Below are 16,623 nucleotides of genomic sequence, written 5' to 3'. Positions count from 1 at the left end.
AACTCATTGATTTGTTGTTTAAATGCTATCTTGTGTTATTTAGGCAACAATATGTGTTAATCGTCAAGATAATAAACAATTAAATTAATTGCATGTTAAAGTATTCTTGCTGTTAATCAACGGTTAGGCGACTTTTTTAATACTATCTTCAGCTTTCCTCTCTATGATTCGCCGCTTACAAAATTTTGCTGTTCGTTTTACATTCAAATTATATATTTAAGACTATGATTAAATTATGATGTTAAATATATGATTTGAAGAGTATCTATTGAGGTTCCTGATTTTATGTTACGTATTTCTTTCGTTGTATTACTGCTTTCTAGCGGTTTTTTAAGTGCATTTGCTGTTGCAGAAGAAACAATAGAAGTCACCCCAAAATATGAGCGTGCATTTCCTATATGGGCACAAGAAGCCATTGATTTGGGGCATGAACTGCCTAAACCTTACGGTTTCACAATCAATTACATGTCGATGGAACAACCCTTAATCGTTGATAGTGTGAGTTTTTCCGGTTTAGGAGATATCATTGACGATAATGTTTCAATTAAAGGTAGTGAAGCTTTTCAAGACTCAGAAACGATAACTTTACGTGCAGATATGTGGGTACTACCTTTTTTAAATTTATATGGCGTTATCGGTCAAACAAAAGGAAGCAGTATCGCCAATGTACAAATTGAATTTGATAGGCCTTTTCAGCCTCCACTGGTATCTGACCCATTCGATTTTGAGTTAAATTTTAAAGGCACCACTTATGGCGCTGGCGGCACAATTGTGGGTGGTATCGGCAACTGGTTCGCATTACTTGACGTAAATTATACCAATACCGACCTTGATATTCTTGATGGCGAAATTAGTTCAATTGTGGTCTCACCAAGGGTCGGTTATCGCACAAAGTTTTATGGTCATGATACCCAAATATGGGTTGGTGCTATGTACCAAAACGTAGAGCAAACCTTTAGTGGCTATTTATCTGATATTGGTATCCCTTTAGGTGATGGCAAGTTTGAAGTAAACCAGCATTTAGAAGATAAGTGGAATGGTTTGTTTGGCGGTCAGATTGCGCTAGGAAAAGGCTTTGATTTACTGATTGAAGGCGGTTTTGGCACGCGATCAAGCTTTATGGCTGGGATAGGATATAGATTCTAATGATGAAAACTGTCGCTGTAATTTTTCTTATATTGCTTTTAACAGGTTGTGGCACTGTTAATATGATTGATCAATATCAACAATCTAGCTTAACGAATACAGGTTTTGAGCGTCATACATTAGCGTTAGAAGAAGGCGGCGAACTGCATTATTGGCAGGGTGGTGATACTAGGGCTCCAGTGATTTTTCTTTTGCATGGCTTTGGTGGCACAGGCATGACAAGTTGGTACGAAATCATGAAAGATTTGAGTGCAGATTATCATGTTATCGTGCCTGATTTATTATGGTTTGGTGATTCATTTAATGATGCTCCAGCAACTATTAGCTCCGAGACTCAAGCCATACAGCAGCTGATTAGTTCTTTAGAGCTCAATAGCGTGAATGTCGTCGGTATCTCTTTTGGGGGCTTTGTTACCTTCGATTTAATGATCAATGAACCCAAGGTGAATAAAGCGGTTATGCTGGCGAGCCCAGGAATTATTTTCTCTGATGAGGATATGCTGGCGATGAGTCGACGCTTCGGCGCCGATGAAGCAAAAGATGTGTTTGTCCCTAAAAATGGTTCCGAAGTGAGATTGTTATTGGAAAATACCTTTGTGAGCTTTCCTTGGATGCCATCTTTTATTGATACACAGGTTTACCATCAATACTTCGACAGTTATCACCCTGAAAAAGAATCACTCATTACCACATTACCGGCATACCGAGATCAACTTATTGCTGCAGGTTTTGAACATCCGCTTCCGCCTTCATTGCTTATTTGGGGAGCTAACGATCAGGTTTTTTTGCTAGATAATGGCCAACGCTTTGCTGAGTTTTTGAATGCACCTATCATCGTTATTCCTGATGGTGCCCATGGGTTAAGTAATGACTTTCCTGAGAAAATAACTAATGAAATAAGGACATTTATTCAATGAAGATCGTCAATATATTGGTAGGACTATTATTTTTAGGTTTAACCATGACTTTGGGTGGGTGCTCTAGTAATGAATGGCAAGTACGCGCATTACCCTCTGATATTGCTGTGAGTGCCGCATTAGATGATATTCCTGATAATGCTTTAATCAGAGATATTATCTTGCCTGATGCTGCTTTATCGATGCCTGCGAGTGTTCGACCTTGTTGTGCTTTTGGTTTTGACCAAAAAGTGGCCATGGGGTTATTGCCCATTCCTTTTTATCGTCACGCTAATACTGTCGAACTTGAAGATATTGGTGCCCATGCTTTTGACGCTGGAACATTTAGTTATGAGAAATCATCACCAGATAGTGGTAAAAGCATGGAAAACAATGGCATGCTCTATACCCGTAAAGGCGGATTTATTGATTTAGCCCATGTGCGAGATACTGCAGATAATGCCATTGCCTTATTTTATCAAATTCTACCCAAATTGGGTCAGGCACATTCTATCAAGTTACCACTTGAAATTGGTCAAAGAAGCATTGAAATGACGGCATTTGATGTAAGCGAATTATCAGCAGATGATCGTTGGGAGTTAGCCGCGGCCATGGCTGCGCGATTAGCATTCTCAATGGCAGAAGCCCATGAGATATCTCAGTGGCATGGCTATCGTAGTTTTGCTTTGTGGACCGAAGCGGTATCGGCTTACTCGGTAGAAGATTTATATTCCAATATGTTAGGGGCAAAAATAGCCCTAGCAATATTGACCAATAATTTAGCCATGACTAAGAAGCAATATGACTATCATATGACTGGCTGGTTAGCCGCCACATTGACCTGGCTAGAGCCTTTATCTAAAGAGCAAACCAATGCACTCTTTAGAGCGATAGATGCTGATTGGTGGGATTCAAATGAACCGCTGCCGAATAAATTTGTATTACTTAAACGTCATTATAAGTTAGGAAATAAGCAATCGCCTCATTTAGTCAGTAAAGAACAAGCTCAAGCGAGTTCAGAGTGGGATAAGCTTGCATCGATTTACGAAGAGCCTACATCACCACAAAACTTATCATTAGCAGTTGAGCTTTTTGGCATTAATTTTGATGAAGTTGCAGTGCAGCACATTAGCGTGGATAAAAAGTTTGCTGGCTCATTTAGTCACGTACCAGAGGAGTTGTGGCTTGATGGCATTACTCATTTACAGTTTGTCGACATTGCCAAATACGATGAACGTGAGGATTACGTGTTACTGGAACAACATTTAGCTGATAATCCTCATCTAACCCATCAACAAGTACTACTTGCAGATTTACCAGACAACAGTGAAGACGATGAACTGCAAACTGCTGAGTTATTGGGTGAGTCTGCAATGTTGGATTCAGGAATGAAACAACCTGCAATAGGTGCGCTGCTTAATGAAAATAACTAACCACTCTGTTTCAAGTCTGCTAATTGCTATTAGTGTTAGCTTATTTAGCATCAACTATGCAGTTGCTGATGTTCTTTCTGAATCTAATTTCGATAATAACGCACCAATAACGGCAAACCAAGATGAGCATGAATCGGTTGCACCGGATCAAATCGAAACCATAGCTGATGATCAAGGATCTGAAGGATGGTTTGAAGATTTTTTAAAGAAAATTGGTGCAGATGGTGAGTTTGACCCAGATAAATTAATCGATTTTAGTATTCTTCCTGGCCCTTTTTATAATCCTGAAATGAGTTTGGGCGTCGGCGTGTCTGCCGTAGGTTTATATCAGGTGGACCCTGAAGACAAAGTGAGTCAATTATCATCATTGGTGATTAATGGACTCGCATCAATCAATGGTGCGCTAGGCGCTGCAGTTGAAAGTAAAACATTTTTTAATGACGATAATCAGCGGTTATTTATTTCAGCTGAGTTTTTTGACGTTCCAGATGTTTATTATGGCATTGGATATGACAATAATCATAATGACAACAATCGTGTTGAATTGAGCAGCCGAACTTATGGAATAAACCCCATGTTTCACCAACGGATATCGACAAACAGTTTTGTCGGAGTTGGTTTTGATGCTCATTATGCAGAAGCCAGTGATGTCGATATATTAGATGCCGCCGTTTCAGTAGATCCTTTATTCGATAGCTCACACAGTGTAGGCATTAATTTACTATTAAATTTTGATACCCGTGACAACGTATTAAACCCGCAAACTGGCAGAATTGCCCAGATAGAAGTAGGCGTATATCGAAAAGACTTAGGCAGTAAAACCGATTTTGAGGCCTATAACGCCTTATATAGCACCTACTATAAAGTCTCTGAAGATGATATTTTTGCCTGGCAAATCAGGGGACGCTTTACCCATGGAGATGTACCATGGGATCAACTATCAAAAATAGGTGGTGGTGATTCATTAAGAGGTTATACCACTGGCCGATACCGTGATAAGCAGATGTTACTGGCTCAGGCTGAATATCGTCAACATATAAGCGGTAGGCATGGCATGGTATACTGGGTCGGTGCAGGGGTAATATCTGAAGATTTTAATGATTTAATATCATCCAATTTACTGCCCAATGTTGGTGTCGGTTATCGTTTCGAAGTAAAGCCTAAAGTGAACCTTCGTCTCGATTTCGCTTTGGGTGATGGAGACTCAGGCTTTTACTTTAATGTTAATGAGGCCTTTTAGGTATACATAGCAGTGCTAACCCTGTTTGCACTGCTTTAATAAGGCTTCAAAAAAGGCAGTGCCTTTCTTTTCTGCGAAGGCTATATTACGCTCTGGTATCGATTCTGGCTCATTATATTCAGCTAAAGCGGCTTCCATGCTGGCTTCACGGATAATATGCACCGTTGGGTAGGGAGCTCTATTGGTATAGTTTGCAGCGCTATCTTGCGACTCTCCATCGAAACAGTAATCAGGGTGAAAACTGGCTAGTTGATAAATCCCTTCATAATCATTCTCAAGCAGTTTGTCATTGGCCAAATCGACAAAATCAAGATAACTATAAAACCCTTCAAAACCGCGTGGCAATATAAACAGGGTAGTTTCAGCTTGCGGATTATCATCTAAAAAACGGCATTCGTTCAAAAAGTCTTTGATGACCAGTTTCATTTTAGTTTGCTCACAGGTGAAATAACGAATGCTATTCTTTTCTATTTCACGGCGTGCAAACGGACAGATATTGTATTTCATGATCACTTTAGACACCCAGTTAGCAGTCTCTAATTCAACTTCATTTATATCAGACATATAAAACCTATGATGTTATTAATTATTGGGAATGACCATTGGAATAATCGACAGGACTAATAATACTGCCATTGAAATATTAAATATTCTCTGTTGTCGCTGATTTTTAAGCACTCTTTTAAGTGCAATCCCAAAGCTAAGCCATACCGAGCCACAAGGCAGTGCAATACATAAAAACACCATTGCGATGGTCAGAATTTGCGGCGTTAATGGTTGCTCAATATTGGTGAACGTCGCGATAGTACCAATAGCGATAATCCAGCCTTTAGGGTTCACCCATTGAAAAGCCGCTGCTTGTAGAAAGCTAAAAGGCTTACTGGTTTTCTTACCTTCAAGGTTACTATTACTATTGGCGATTATCCAAGATAGATAAAGCAGGTAAGCAATACCGACAATTTTAATGATTTGATGGGCAATTGGAAAGGCTTGAAATAAGCCGCTTAACCCAAGTCCTATCGCTAAAATCATTGTCGGAAAGCCTAAGGATATGCCGAGTAAATGAGGAAGGGTTCGCTTGACGCCAAAATTCACTCCTGAAGTCATCAGCATAATATTATTCGGGCCAGGTGTAATACCTGCAGAGAAAGCAAATAAGGCTATTGTTAAAATTAATTCCATATTTCGTCAGGTATTTTGATGCAATAGTGATGATTTTGAAGTGGCATTTTAGCCTTAATATTCATAGTAACCTAGTAAAATTGATGTTTGATATATTGGCCAAGATACGATTGTTTGTCAGTTGTTTCGGTCATATTACATATTAAGGTGGTTGTTGTTTGTGGTTGGTTGTGCGTTTATTATGTTGTTATTGAATTTGAGTCAGGTTAGGTTAGGCTTCATATGATACCTTAATCAATATGAAGAGCTCATAACATGATCTCTAGTATGTTTGAGAGTTTGTTAAATAGAGGATTAACGCTTAAATGATAAAGAAACAGCTGTGTTTATGGATGAGTTTATTCATCGTTTTGTTAGCGGGTTGCACTACTTATGAGACCGTTAATTCACCAGCACCGAGTCGAATGACTATGGTGACTACCGGTGATTTAGGTTTTATCCCGCCAGCGGCCAAAACCTTTGGTTGGCATCCTACAATGTTTAGCGTTCATACTGCGAATAAACTTAATGATGAAGAGTTGGTTCGCCACATGCGTCAGTCAATTACTAAAATCATGCAGCAAAAAGGCTATGCCTATGTCAGCGAGTCGCCGAGTATTCTGGTGGGATTTGGTATGGCGTTAGAATCTGAAATGAGCGATAAAGAAATTATGGAAAAAGCCGGCTTAGTTGCGGGTTTATCGACAAATGGTGTTGATGATGAATATGAAAAGGGCTCTGTTCTCGTTGCGCTGTTTACGCCTCTTCGCCAAGATCCCATATGGCGTGTGTTAGCTCAGGGGTTTACTGATACGGGTAAAAAGATTGACGATCGTGAACAACGTTTTGATATTTTAACCACCAGAATGTTACATGCTGTGCCTAATCACAGCATGTAAAATATAGAATGATAAAAAGCCGTTAACAGTGATGTTAACGGCTTTTTTAATGGTATTTTTTATGGGTTTACAATTAATTAATTGTTTGCTTATTCAGCTACTTCCACTTCGTAAGATGAAAATTTTCTGATGTTAATCACACCAGTGTCAAAGATTAAGTATTGGCCTTTGATACCTTGTAAAACCCCAGTGACTTCAGGTGTTTTATCAAAGTTATGCGACTTAACTTTTTTAGGAAACTCAGTCATTGGGAAGTGTATGCTTTGAATAGCACTATCTAACCTCTCGATAACAAAGTCTGGGTTATCTTTTTGTAGTTCTAGCAGTTTTTGCTCTACTTCTGGGATGAGTTGTTGTGCCATCTCGACTAAATCAACATCTTCAGCATTACCTTTTAGCATAGCTTGCCAGTTAGTTTTATCATTGATGAGTTTAGCAAATTCAACTTCAACTAAACCTGAAAGTTGACGTGTTGATACTTTAAAAATGGGTAAGCCTTGAGTTGCACCTTGGTCAATCCACCGTGTCGGGATTTGGGTGTAACGGGTAATACCGACTTTAATGCCTGAAGTATTTGAAAGGTAAACATAGTGGGGTACGAAGCAATGAGTTTGTGCCCATTCTGGTTCACGGCATGTGCCTTGATCAAAATGGCAAATTTCTGGTTTCATTATGCATAAATCGCAGCTGGCGAGTTTTTGCATACAAGGAAAGCAATGGCCTTGAGAGTAACTTTTCTTGGTCTTTTTACCGCAGTTACTGCAGAAGATATTACCTGTATGGGTCATCGTCAGAGTTTTGCCAATTAACGAATTGAGCGCAACGCTTTTATCACCAACAGGCATTTCGTACTGCACTTCATCTTGTTCATTAAGGTGTGTGCGCATTTTTGATAGGGTGCCAAGCATCGAATTACTCTTATGTTTAGTATTATTCTTTAATATGTAAACAAGTCTAACAGATGAGTGCTATTAATTTTAACCGCTTTTTTAGATTGGCTTTAGCATGACTTGTTATTAATATGAAAGAGGTTACCGGGGATTGAAGGTAAGCCGATAGGATAGATTGGCTTACCTAATGTTGAAAAGTAGGGACTTAAGCGCTTTTACTGAGCTTATCCAATACCACGTCGTCACCTAACTCATATAAAGATTCGGTAAGTTGCTCTTCTTGGGAAGGATCAGTTAAGCCTAATCCCATAGTTGCTCTAAATAGTGCGATACCCGTATGGCTTGCAGTTTCTTGTTGGCTACTAAAGTGCTCGATATTAATACCAAGAGCATTAATTTTGTTTGAAATTTCGAGCACTAAACCTTCGCGGTCATAAGCGACTAAATTGAAGCTCAAACGTTTTATAGGTCTAGCGGTATGACTGGTCTTATTGTAGGTACAGGCAAGTCCATCAATACACTCTAGTGCATCGAGTAACTCTTCCCATTTCAAGGCTGAAATTTCCAGTTGTAATATTGCAGCAAATACACCGTCGATATGACGCATTTCTGAATCTAACCAGTTGCCATTGTGACGACTTATAACATTTGCAATCTGTTCAACTAATCCTTTTCTATCAGGGGCTTGAAGGGTTATAAGATAACGAAGCATAATGGTAACTCCCAAATGTTTAACAAATAAATCTGCTGTAACACTACTGTCATATTTACGTCATATAATTCAGCTCAATAAAATATGGCATCTACATGTCATAAACACCCGCTAAACTGCTGTTTTATCGATTAGCTTTAACATAAAAAGTAGTAGTAACTAATTTTAGTCACTATTTCTAGTAACACAGTGTTGTTTAGTTAGTAACACAGCGAATAAAACAATCATAGCGAAATTTCGCTGACGATTAATTATAGAGGTTCTAAATGGAAAGTCAGGTAAGTCAGCCTGGTTCTGAGGCAAAGAGTTTGCTAGCAAGCAAAAGGACGCGCCGCAGAGCAATTATGGATAAAGTAGCAGAAGTCTCAGTGACTGTGGGTGGAACCATGGTTTTTGTCGCTTTGCTATTGATTTTCTTCTATTTATTATACGTCATCAAACCTATTTTTGACGGTGCCGATGTTGAGCCTGTTGCCGCTATTAGTTATCAAAATACTGATATCGCAACCTTGATGGTCGGCGCTGACGAGCAAAACGAAATTGCTTATCGGGTATTGGTTGATGGGCAAGTTGATTTTTATTCAATTGCCGGCCGTCAGTTAATTAGTAGTTTTAAACCTGAGCTTCCTCATGGAGCAACCGTTGTTAGCAGCGCTAGATCTAAACCCAATGAACAACGTTTTGCTTTGGGCTTAAGCACAGGTGAAGCCCTGATTGTGGGTGTTGATTTTGGGGTGACTTATCCGGATAACAAACGCACCATTACGCCTAGGTTACGCTACCCATTAGGTGAAACTCCGATAATGGTCGACGAAGGCCAAGCGCTTAATAATCTTGTTTTTGACTATATCGATAATCGTGTTGGTTTTGCTTTTCAAAATGACAATGGCTTGTGGAAACTTAGTCGCCTTGAAGGCGAAGAAAACATGATGACGGAAGAGATTGAATGGTATTCAGACTTAACGGTTATTAACGATGCGCCAGATAATGCCTTTACCGCGTTAATGACTCCCGATCATCGTCAATTAATTTTACCCACATCAGATAAAGTCTTTGTTTACAATATTCGAGACACTGACGAACCTGAATTACTACAAGTTATTGATGTTAAAAATGGTAAGTCAGAAGTGGCTAAAGTGACCTTACTTGCAGGCGCTAGTTCAATCTTAATTAGTTACGACAATGGTTTGATTGACCAATACTTCCAAGTAAGTAGCCGCAGCGGTCGCTTGTATCAAAAGATCAGACATTTTGAGAATGATTCATCTGTTAGCTCAATTGCTACTGAATTTTACCGTAAAAGCTTTGCGGTAGTCAGTCCAGAAGGTGAACTGTCGCTGCTTTACACTACCAGCCAACGTAATTTATTTACTGACACATTTGATATTGCAAACCCAGGTGCACTGGCTTTTAGCCCTCGTTCAAATGCACTCATTGTCGAAGCCAATAATAAACTCAATATATTCGCGGTTGATAATTCTCATCCAGAAGTATCTTGGAGCGCAATGTGGGAAAAGGTTTGGTATGAAGGCTACCCTGAGCCGCAGTATGTTTGGCAATCAACATCGGGTTCGGATGATTTTGAAGCTAAATTAAGCTTAATGCCGCTGGCCTTTGGCACCATGAAAGCAGCTTTCTATGCGATGTTATTTGCTGTGCCACTCGCTATAGCAGGAGCGATATATACCGCTTACTTTATGGCACCCAAAGTGCGTAATGTCGTTAAACCGACCATTGAAATAATGGAAGCGTTGCCTACCGTTATTTTGGGCTTCCTAGCAGGTTTATGGTTAGCGCCGCTCATTGAAGAGCACTTACCGGGCATTCTAGTATTATTAATGTTACTGCCTACCAGTATCTTAGTAAGCGCATTCAGTTGGAGTAAATTACCGGCTAAATGGAAACAGCGTTTACCTGAAACCTATCAAGAAATCATGCTAATCCCAGTGATTCTATTTGTTGGTTGGTTCTCATTTGCTGTCAGTCCTGCTATTGAAGTGGCGTTATTTGATGGTAATACCCGTCAATTTATTACCAATGACCTAGGGATAACCTTTGACCAACGAAATGCCTTTGTTGTAGGTATTGCGATGGGTTTTGCCGTTATTCCAACGATTTTCTCTATTGCTGAAGATGCGATTTTCTCTGTGCCGCGTCACCTATCAAACGGTTCATTGGCACTGGGTGCAACGAACTGGCAGACATTGACTCGAGTCGTACTACTTACTGCAAGTCCAGGTATTTTCTCTGCCATCATGATGGGTTTAGGCCGCGCGGTGGGTGAAACCATGATTGTATTAATGGCAACAGGTAACACTGCAATCCTTGAGTGGAGCGTCTTCGAAGGTATGCGTACTCTTGCTGCAAACATTGCCGTCGAGATGCCTGAATCTGCCATTGGTAGTTCACATTACCGAGTGCTATTCCTAGCGGCATTCGTACTGTTTGTATTTACCTTTATCTTTAACACCATTGCTGAAGTGGTACGTCAACGTCTACGTGAACGTTACAGCTCACTTTAAGGAATGAAGATGATAACAATAATTAATATTTCGCCAATCGCCTTGAGAGGTTTGTGCAATGGGTAAGTGGTTTAAATCAGGTTCTCCATGGATTTGGATGACTGGTGGTGCTGTCAGTATATGTTTGATTGCAGTACTGGGTTTGTTGCTATTGATAGCATGGCGTGGCCTGAGCTACTTTTGGCCTGCTGATATTTATCAATGGCAACTAGAAGACAATAACGGGGTTAAATCTACCCTTATCGGTGAAATCTATGACCGTGAAGAAGTGCCAACAGAGCGTTTGATTTCAGCAGGTCATGAGTTCAAGGAGCATCCCGGTGAATTTATAACGCGTTACTTAGTGAAAACAGGTAACCGCGAGTTTGTCGGTTTAGATTTTCGTTGGATACTTGGGACTGATATTGTTAGTCGTGAAAAACCAACAGACATAGCCATGTTAGAGCGAACTAAAAATGGTAACTTTTATGGGTACCCTGTCACCGTTATTGAAGATGGTGAGCGCTTAAACATCGAAGGTGCTGCAATTGAAACATCACTTGAAGATCATATTCAACGTGCGGTTGATATTGCTGACGAAGCGTTAGCATTGCAAAAGTCTGAGATTGGTTCAGTTAACTATGCATTAGAACGCCTAAGACTAAAAGAGCGTAAGTTTGAGCTTGATGGAAAACTGACTCCGGCCATTAAAGCTGATTTAGATGCTCAAGCTGAGCAGTTAAATCAAGACTACTTAGTGATGGAAAAAGATTTATTTGCCTTACGTGATAAAGCGGCACGTGATTCCGTTATCGTAAGAGACATGCGCGGCAAAGATGTGACATTAAAACTGGATACAGTATTAGATGTTAGCTACGTAAATCGCATGAATACACTAGATAAAGTCGCACATTGGTTTGTGGGTATAGGCCGTTTTGTCAGTAATGACCCAAGGGAAGCCAATACCGAAGGTGGTGTATTCCCTGCTATATTCGGTACTGTTTTTATGGTGATGTTAATGGCGGTTATCGTGACACCATTTGGTGTTATTGCAGCGATATACCTACATGAATATGCGAAAAAAGGCCCGATTACTAAGATGATCCGTATCGCGGTAATTAACTTAGCGGGTGTACCATCAATTGTTTATGGTGTGTTCGGCTTAGGCTTCTTTGTTTATATGTTAGGTGGCTCGTTAGATCAGCTATTTTATCCTGAAGCATTACCGGCCCCGACATTTGGTTCACCAGGTGTTATTTGGTCTGCACTGACATTGGCTATCTTAACGTTACCCGTAGTCATAGTATCCACTGAAGAAGGCTTGAGCCGTATTCCAAGTACTGTGCGTCAAGGCAGCTTAGCCTTAGGGGCAACCAAATTCGAAACCTTATGGCGTATTGTTATCCCAATGGCGAGCCCTGCAATTATGACGGGACTTATTCTTGCGGTGGCACGAGCGGCAGGTGAAGTTGCACCCTTGATGCTAGTGGGTGTGGTAAAATTAGCCCCTACATTGCCGATTGATATGAACTTCCCGTTTGTGCATTTAGAGCGTAAATTCATGCATCTTGGGTTCCATATATATGATGTAGGCTTTCAAAGCCCTAACGTAGAAGCTGCGAGACCCTTGGTTTACGCCACTTCATTCTTATTAGTATCAGTGATTGTGACACTTAACTTAACGGCTATCAGTGTGCGTAATCACTTACGTGAAAAATTCCGTTCGCTAGAACATTAATTAGCGATATCTTAAGGAAAATAGAAAAATGATTTCAATTGATCAACGCGCAACTAAGTCTGACATTATTGATTTGGAAAACTTATCACCACAAGATACCGCGCTGGAAATTCGTAACCTCGATTTACGTTATGGTGACAAGCAGGCATTATTTAATGTCGGGATGAAAATTCCAAAGAAACAAGTTACAGCATTTATTGGACCCAGTGGTTGTGGTAAGTCTACCTTGTTGCGCTGTATTAATCGTATGAACGACCTAGTTGAAACCTGTAAAATTGAAGGTGAGATTTTACTGAATGGTCAAAATATTTATGACAAAAAAGTCGATGTAGCGCAATTACGTCGTAATGTCGGTATGGTGTTCCAACGCCCAAATCCATTCCCAAAATCAATTTATGAGAATGTGGTTTATGGCCTTCGCCTTCAAGGGATTAGTAACCGCCGTGAACTCGATGAAGCAGCAGAGCAATCGTTACGCGGCGCTGCAATTTGGGATGAGGTGAAAGATCGTTTACATGATAATGCTTTTGGCTTATCTGGTGGCCAGCAGCAACGTTTGGTTATTGCCCGTGCGATTGCCATTGAGCCTGAAGTATTATTACTTGATGAACCAACATCAGCGTTGGATCCGATTTCAACGTTAACAATTGAAGAGCTCATCACTGATCTGAAATCGAAATATACCGTGGTTATTGTTACCCATAACATGCAACAAGCTGCGCGGGTTTCAGATCAAACCGCCTTTATGTATATGGGCGAATTAATAGAATATGCTGATACCAATACCATCTTTACTACGCCTAAAAAGCGTAAAACTGAAGATTACATCACTGGACGCTATGGTTAACCCTCGGGTTAATTCATTATCAATAGTGAAATGTTAGCGAACAGTATTAGATGGTTTTGTCTTAGATAATTAAGGTAACAAGTAATGGAAAATAAAACGTTAAGTAAGCATATTTCTGGTCAGTTTAATGCTGAGTTAGAAGATATCCGTAACCGTGTATTGGCAATGGGTGGGTTAGTTGAGCGTCAACTTGAACAATCACTGGATGCATTGGCTTCTTTAGATGCCGAACTTGCTCAAAAAGTGATTGATGGCGATCACCGTGTTAATGGCATGGAAGTGTCAATTGATGAAGAATGTACTCGAATCATTGCTAAGCGCCAACCTGCGGCAAGTGACTTACGTTTAATCATTACGATTACTAAAACCATTACTGATTTAGAACGTATTGGTGATGCCTGTGTGCGTATCGCTAAAGCAGCGTTGGATAAGCGTGTAAACAACCAGCAACCCTTATTAGTAAGCATTGAAAACATGGGGCGTCACGCCACTCGTACTCTGCATGCCACATTGGATGCATTAGCACGTATGGATGCGGATAATGCCCTTGCGCTTCATAAAGAGGATGCCAAATTAGATAAAGAGTATGAAGGTATTATTCGTCAGTTAATGACCTATATGATGGAAGACCCTCGCTCAATTCCTGGTGTGCTAGATGTACTTTGGGCCGCTCGTGCTGTTGAACGTGTAGGCGACCGTTGTAAAAATATTTGTGAATACATTATCTACTTCGTTAAAGGCAAAGATGTACGTCATACTTCATATGAAGATATGGAAAAAGATCTGAATATGTAAGCGTTATTGCAGTGTTCAACGAGTGAGATTATTTATCGTTTTTTGCTACTAGAATCTTATTTAGGCGCAATTCGAATCTTATTCCAGGTGCGACTTAAACCTTAATAGAGAATCTGTTTAAGCTCTCTTATGTAAAGCCTCATTGTTGAGGCTTTTTTATTGCGTTTAATAAAGCTTTTAAAAAGCATTAATTACATTTTTTATGGATAAAATGACCACTTGGGTCAAAATGTACCAGACAATCTGTCTTGATTTAAACCTAAATTGATTAAAACCCCTATCCTAGTTTGAACTCGCTCACAGAAATCGCGTTGGCACTTTAATTGCTTGATATGAATACTGATTCCTCGCGGCAAGATATATGAGATGTAAGACAAACGGACTTAACAGTATTAATAAATTTTCAGGTGAGTTCAGCGGTGCGTTTGCTGACCTCGGTACTTTTCTTCCTTTAGTTCTAGGGCTCATCGCATTAAACCAATTTTCCCCTCAGGGCATATTTTTAGGTTTTGGCTTTTTTTCACTTTTCACTGCCTTTTATTATCGACGCCCCATACCAGTTCAGCCAATGAAGGTCATTAGCGCATTAGTTATTGCTGAAGGGCTGACCCCTGGGATGTTGCAAGCATCTGCGATGTTAATGGGGCTTACCTTATTGATATTGGCGTATTCAGGTATTATTCAATGGATGGCAAAACAACTATCGCCTGCTATCAGTATTGGTATTCAATTGGCTATCGGTATTCAGCTAATGTGGCTCGGTGGGCAAATGATGAGCGAAACGTGGCTATTAGGTTTATTAGCTTTTACTGCACTGTTAGTAAGCCGATTCTTTCCGATGCAATACCTCATCATGCCAATCGTTATTGGTGTTGGTATTGCTTGGCAATTAATCAGTAATAGTGCGCCGAGTTTTGATTTTAGTGCGGCATCAACTTGGCAATTAAATTGGCCTCGTTATGATGAATGGACTTCTGCAGCGGTATTATTAGTGTTACCACAGTTAGCGCTGACGTTAACCAATGCGGTTATTGCTATATCTGCGATGGCTAAAGATAAGTTCCCTAAGGATAACGCGCGTTTTGAACCGAAGAACTTTGCTATTAGTTCTGGTTGGGCAAACTTGCTGCTTGCTCCTTTTGGCGGGGCTGCAATGTGCCATGGGGCTGGTGGTTTAGCAGTGCAACATCACTTTGGCGCGAGAACCTGGTTAGCTCCAACAATATTTGGGGTGACTTGCTTATTGATTGCTGCGTTTTGGGGGCAGGGAATAGCGACAGTGCTTTCGTTAATACCGTTAGCAGTTTTGGGCAGTTTATTGGCCATAGCGGGGACTCAGCTTGCTTGGTCAAAACGCTTTCTTGATGGTAAACCCTTTTGTATTTTCGTGATTGTTACGACGGCTTTTACCTGCTTAGTGATCAATACTGCCGCTGGATTAGCTATTGGCGTTATTCTCGAGTTTGGTCGGCAGCAATTGAGTCGCTACAACCGAGTGGTAAAATAATGCTGACATTATTTAAAGCTTTATTCTGTTGAAACACTCATATCGAATGTGAGCTTGTTCACAAATGTTATTTAGCGACTACTGATTTATGGTAAAGGCTAATAAGTATCTTTATTAAACTGTGTTAACATTTGCCGCTTACTCAAATTCTGTGATTGCTGAATGAAAAATACCTTGTCTCGTGGTCTAACTAACTTACTCCCTATGGTGCTAAGTCTCTGGTTATTTTGGTCATTATTTATATCGTTAGATGGTTTAGGTCATCTACTATTGGATATCGCTAGTTTAGATAATGCGTTTGTTGGCGCAGGATTTATATTAGTGGCGGTATTGGTATTTATCTCTGGATTATTGTTCTCATTTAGCCCTTTTGCGTGGTTTTATGGTTGGGTAGAAAGCCAACTTATGAAATTCCCGCTGTTTAAATCAGTTTATGGCAGTATTCGAGATATTGCCGGTTTAATGAAGCGGGATGGCAAACCTAAAAATCAAAAAACAGTATTAATTAAGCAAGCTAATGGCGGCTATGTCGTTGGCTTTATTATGAATCAACATGCGCCACAACCTCTCGCTGATGCACTGCCTGAAGGTGATTGGGTGCCAGTGTTGTTTCAGTTGAGTTATCAAATGGCGGGTGTAACAAGTTTAGTTAAGCGCGAAGATCTCATTGAAGTCGATTGGTCATTTGAAGATGCTATGCGATTTAATTTGACTGCGGGCATCTCGATTTCTAATTCGAAAGCCGTTACAACAGAAGCTAAGTAATAATTTACCCCCTAAAGTACACACTTAAATATTTGTTGTATGCTTTAAAACAATAGGCAAAAGAGGGTTACTGAGTCATTAACTCATGTAACC

The 16,623-nt window shown here is 40.1% G+C and carries 15 protein-coding genes; 11 read left to right on the top strand and 4 right to left on the bottom strand.

All coding sequences use genetic code 11. From position 1 onward, the window contains the following. The first annotated feature begins 285 nt into the window (after positions 1 to 285). The 4 genes from FPK91_RS06245 to FPK91_RS06230 are packed head-to-tail and all read left to right on the top strand — an operon-like array spanning position 286 to position 4,715. Positions 286 to 1,146 (top strand): virulence protein, encoded by an 861-nt coding sequence (locus tag FPK91_RS06245; protein ID WP_144209479.1) that lies wholly within the window; start codon positions 286 to 288, stop codon positions 1,144 to 1,146. Beyond that, positions 1,146 to 2,063, top strand: a complete 918-nt coding sequence (locus tag FPK91_RS06240; RefSeq protein ID WP_227006698.1) for an alpha/beta fold hydrolase — start codon at positions 1,146 to 1,148, stop codon at positions 2,061 to 2,063. The genes FPK91_RS06245 and FPK91_RS06240 overlap by 1 nt, the downstream gene beginning before the upstream one ends. Continuing rightward, on the top strand, positions 2,060 to 3,475 hold the full coding sequence (locus FPK91_RS06235; RefSeq protein WP_227006697.1) for a DUF4056 domain-containing protein: 1,416 nt from the start codon (positions 2,060 to 2,062) through the stop codon (positions 3,473 to 3,475). Before FPK91_RS06240 ends, FPK91_RS06235 begins: the two co-directional genes overlap by 4 nt. Further along, on the top strand, positions 3,462 to 4,715 hold the full coding sequence (locus tag FPK91_RS06230) for a BamA/TamA family outer membrane protein (RefSeq protein ID WP_144209476.1): 1,254 nt from the start codon (positions 3,462 to 3,464) through the stop codon (positions 4,713 to 4,715). Before FPK91_RS06235 ends, FPK91_RS06230 begins: the two co-directional genes overlap by 14 nt. A gap of 15 nt (positions 4,716 to 4,730) precedes the next feature. Here the strand turns inward: FPK91_RS06230 and FPK91_RS06225 are convergent, their stop codons facing one another. Both FPK91_RS06225 and FPK91_RS06220 read right to left on the bottom strand, forming a co-directional pair. Beyond that, positions 4,731 to 5,279, bottom strand: coding sequence for a DUF1415 domain-containing protein (locus tag FPK91_RS06225; protein ID WP_144209473.1), 549 nt, complete (start codon positions 5,277 to 5,279; stop codon positions 4,731 to 4,733). Positions 5,280 to 5,297: 18 nt separating this feature from the next. After that, on the bottom strand, positions 5,298 to 5,897 hold the full coding sequence (locus FPK91_RS06220; RefSeq protein ID WP_144209470.1) for a LysE family translocator: 600 nt from the start codon (positions 5,895 to 5,897) through the stop codon (positions 5,298 to 5,300). Between the two features lie 305 nt (positions 5,898 to 6,202). On the opposite strand from FPK91_RS06220, the gene FPK91_RS06215 reads away from it, so the two are divergent. Next, entirely contained in the window at positions 6,203 to 6,775 is a 573-nt protein-coding gene (locus tag FPK91_RS06215) for a DUF4136 domain-containing protein (RefSeq protein ID WP_144209467.1), read from the top strand. 89 nt (positions 6,776 to 6,864) lie between these two features. Here the strand turns inward: FPK91_RS06215 and FPK91_RS06210 are convergent, their stop codons facing one another. Further along, positions 6,865 to 7,683: a DUF2797 domain-containing protein gene (locus tag FPK91_RS06210; protein ID WP_144209464.1), complete on the bottom strand. Its 819-nt coding sequence runs from the start codon at positions 7,681 to 7,683 to the stop codon at positions 6,865 to 6,867. 187 nt (positions 7,684 to 7,870) lie between these two features. Further along, positions 7,871 to 8,377 carry a glycine cleavage system protein R gene (locus tag FPK91_RS06205; RefSeq protein ID WP_144209461.1) on the bottom strand — a complete coding sequence of 169 codons (507 nt, stop codon included), beginning with the start codon at positions 8,375 to 8,377 and terminating at the stop codon, positions 7,871 to 7,873. Between the two features lie 266 nt (positions 8,378 to 8,643). On the opposite strand from FPK91_RS06205, the gene FPK91_RS06200 reads away from it, so the two are divergent. The 6 genes from FPK91_RS06200 (at position 8,644) to FPK91_RS06175 (ending at position 16,530) form a co-directional block, all read left to right on the top strand. Then, positions 8,644 to 10,899 (top strand): ABC transporter permease subunit, encoded by a 2,256-nt coding sequence (locus FPK91_RS06200; protein WP_144209458.1) that lies wholly within the window; start codon positions 8,644 to 8,646, stop codon positions 10,897 to 10,899. A 58-nt stretch (positions 10,900 to 10,957) separates the two neighbouring features. Next, a complete protein-coding gene (gene pstA, locus FPK91_RS06195; RefSeq protein WP_144209454.1) occupies positions 10,958 to 12,616 on the top strand; it encodes a phosphate ABC transporter permease PstA in 1,659 nt (552 codons plus the stop codon). A gap of 28 nt (positions 12,617 to 12,644) precedes the next feature. After that, positions 12,645 to 13,463, top strand: a complete 819-nt coding sequence (pstB, locus tag FPK91_RS06190) for a phosphate ABC transporter ATP-binding protein PstB (protein WP_144209451.1) — start codon at positions 12,645 to 12,647, stop codon at positions 13,461 to 13,463. A gap of 84 nt (positions 13,464 to 13,547) precedes the next feature. Next, the gene (gene phoU / locus FPK91_RS06185; RefSeq protein ID WP_144209448.1) at positions 13,548 to 14,258 is read left to right on the top strand and encodes a phosphate signaling complex protein PhoU; all 711 of its coding nucleotides are present in this window, start codon (positions 13,548 to 13,550) and stop codon (positions 14,256 to 14,258) included. Between the two features lie 361 nt (positions 14,259 to 14,619). After that, positions 14,620 to 15,765, top strand: a complete 1,146-nt coding sequence (locus FPK91_RS06180; protein WP_144209445.1) for a putative sulfate/molybdate transporter — start codon at positions 14,620 to 14,622, stop codon at positions 15,763 to 15,765. Between the two features lie 162 nt (positions 15,766 to 15,927). Next, positions 15,928 to 16,530 carry a DUF502 domain-containing protein gene (locus FPK91_RS06175; RefSeq protein WP_144209443.1) on the top strand — a complete coding sequence of 201 codons (603 nt, stop codon included), beginning with the start codon at positions 15,928 to 15,930 and terminating at the stop codon, positions 16,528 to 16,530. Positions 16,531 to 16,623 lie beyond the last annotated feature (93 nt).

Source organism: Shewanella donghaensis (assembly GCF_007567505.1).
GTDB lineage: Bacteria > Pseudomonadota > Gammaproteobacteria > Enterobacterales > Shewanellaceae > Shewanella > Shewanella donghaensis.
This window is presented reverse-complemented; position numbering and strand designations above follow the sequence as displayed.

What these genes read in the sequence shown, in the direction of transcription:
- FPK91_RS06245 (WP_144209479.1), top strand. Translation starts at nt 286, where the DNA reads ATGTTACGTATTTCTTTCGTTGTATTACTGCTTTCTAGCGGTTTTTTA.
- FPK91_RS06240 (WP_227006698.1), top strand. Translation starts at nt 1,146, where the DNA reads ATGATGAAAACTGTCGCTGTAATTTTTCTTATATTGCTTTTAACAGGT.
- FPK91_RS06235 (WP_227006697.1), top strand. Translation starts at nt 2,060, where the DNA reads ATGAAGATCGTCAATATATTGGTAGGACTATTATTTTTAGGTTTAACC.
- FPK91_RS06230 (WP_144209476.1), top strand. Translation starts at nt 3,462, where the DNA reads ATGAAAATAACTAACCACTCTGTTTCAAGTCTGCTAATTGCTATTAGT.
- FPK91_RS06225 (WP_144209473.1), bottom strand. Translation starts at nt 5,279, where the DNA reads ATGTCTGATATAAATGAAGTTGAATTAGAGACTGCTAACTGGGTGTCT.
- FPK91_RS06220 (WP_144209470.1), bottom strand. Translation starts at nt 5,897, where the DNA reads ATGGAATTAATTTTAACAATAGCCTTATTTGCTTTCTCTGCAGGTATT.
- FPK91_RS06215 (WP_144209467.1), top strand. Translation starts at nt 6,203, where the DNA reads ATGATAAAGAAACAGCTGTGTTTATGGATGAGTTTATTCATCGTTTTG.
- FPK91_RS06210 (WP_144209464.1), bottom strand. Translation starts at nt 7,683, where the DNA reads ATGCTTGGCACCCTATCAAAAATGCGCACACACCTTAATGAACAAGAT.
- FPK91_RS06205 (WP_144209461.1), bottom strand. Translation starts at nt 8,377, where the DNA reads ATGCTTCGTTATCTTATAACCCTTCAAGCCCCTGATAGAAAAGGATTA.
- FPK91_RS06200 (WP_144209458.1), top strand. Translation starts at nt 8,644, where the DNA reads ATGGAAAGTCAGGTAAGTCAGCCTGGTTCTGAGGCAAAGAGTTTGCTA.
- pstA (WP_144209454.1), top strand. Translation starts at nt 10,958, where the DNA reads ATGGGTAAGTGGTTTAAATCAGGTTCTCCATGGATTTGGATGACTGGT.
- pstB (WP_144209451.1), top strand. Translation starts at nt 12,645, where the DNA reads ATGATTTCAATTGATCAACGCGCAACTAAGTCTGACATTATTGATTTG.
- phoU (WP_144209448.1), top strand. Translation starts at nt 13,548, where the DNA reads ATGGAAAATAAAACGTTAAGTAAGCATATTTCTGGTCAGTTTAATGCT.
- FPK91_RS06180 (WP_144209445.1), top strand. Translation starts at nt 14,620, where the DNA reads ATGAGATGTAAGACAAACGGACTTAACAGTATTAATAAATTTTCAGGT.
- FPK91_RS06175 (WP_144209443.1), top strand. Translation starts at nt 15,928, where the DNA reads ATGAAAAATACCTTGTCTCGTGGTCTAACTAACTTACTCCCTATGGTG.